This is a genomic window from Deltaproteobacteria bacterium (assembly GCA_016875395.1).
In the GTDB taxonomy this organism is placed as follows: Bacteria; Myxococcota_A; UBA9160; order UBA9160; family UBA6930; genus VGRF01.
Genome location: VGRF01000089.1, coordinates 1 through 1,233 on the forward strand (window position 1 = coordinate 1; position 1,233 = coordinate 1,233).

Below are 1,233 nucleotides of genomic sequence, written 5' to 3' on the forward strand. Positions count from 1 at the left end.
CTGGTGGCCGAGACGCAAGCCGAGCTCCCCGCCGCGCCGCCGCGATACCTGATGGGTCTCGGCAAGCCCGAGGACATCGTCAACGCGATCGCCCTCGGGGTCGACCTGTTCGACTGCGTCGTGCCCACTCGCCACGCCCGCCACGGGCTGCTCTACACGTCCGAAGGCGTGCTCGCGATTCGCAACGCGCGCTACCGCGAGGACTTCGCAGCGATCGATCCGCGCTGCGATTGCCGCGCCTGCGCGCGCTTCAGCCGCGCGTATCTGCGGCACCTCTTCCAAGCCGGCGAAGCGCTCGGCGCGCGGCTCGCGACGCTGCACAACCTGCGCTTCTACATGCGCCTCCTCGCGGGCGCGCGCGTCGCGATCAGCGCCGGCGCCCTGCCCGCCTTCCGCGGCGAGATCTTGGGCCGCGTCGCGCGGCGCGTGGACTGAAACACGCGAGCAAGCAGCGGAACGCAGCGCGCGCGCCAGCGGACTGTTCTCTCAAGCGTTTCGCGGGCCGCGCCGATTCTCCGGCGTGAGCGAGGGCCGCATGCACGACGAGTTCACTCCGCGCAGCGCGCCGGCCAGCACACTTCCGCCGGCCGTCCCTGCGCTGGGCTGCGCCGCCGCGGCGCTGCTCGCCGACGTCGCGACGTTCTCGCTCGGGCTGCCGGGGCTCGCCGTCTCGGCCGCGTTCGCCGGCGGAAGCTTCCTGCTCGCGCACTTCGCGCTGTCGCGCGCCAACGCAGTGGCCGCCGCAAGCGCGGCGCCGGATCCCGCGGCGCAGTCCCGCATCGCGGCTCTCGAGAGCGAGCTGCTCGAAGCCCGCGCCGAGGCAGCCGAGCACGCGGAGCGCAGCCAGCACACGCGGGAGCGCGCGCGCGAGGGCGGCCGCGAGATCGAGGAAGCGCTCGAAGAGACCGCTTCGTTCTTCGCGCACATCAACAGCTCGATCCGCGGCATCAACGACGAGGTCGAACGGCTCGCGGGCTCGGTGTCGGGTGCGAGCACGTCGATCGAGCAGATGAACGAATCCATCGAGCGCGTGAGCTTCGGCGCGAGTCGGCTGCACGACGCGTCGAACGCGACCGCCTCCACCGTGCACGAGATGACGGCGAGCATCCGCCAGGTGGCGGACAGCGCGGACTCGGTACAGGGCATGGCCGAGGAGTCCGCCGCCGCGATGATCGAGATGGACCGCGCGATCCACGAAGTGAGCTCGCACGTGGAGGACGCCGCGCGCCTCAC

2 protein-coding genes are annotated in these 1,233 nt (G+C 72.2%); both read left to right on the top strand.

Translation table 11 applies throughout. The features are described 5' to 3' along the window. The coding region (locus FJ091_22275) for a tRNA-guanine transglycosylase (protein MBM4386076.1) at positions 1-435 on the top strand (435 nt) is incomplete at its 5' end. A 100-nt stretch (positions 436-535) separates the two neighbouring features. Continuing rightward, positions 536-1,233 (top strand): methyl-accepting chemotaxis protein (locus FJ091_22280; GenBank protein ID MBM4386077.1); only part of this gene is annotated, 698 nt, incomplete at its 3' end.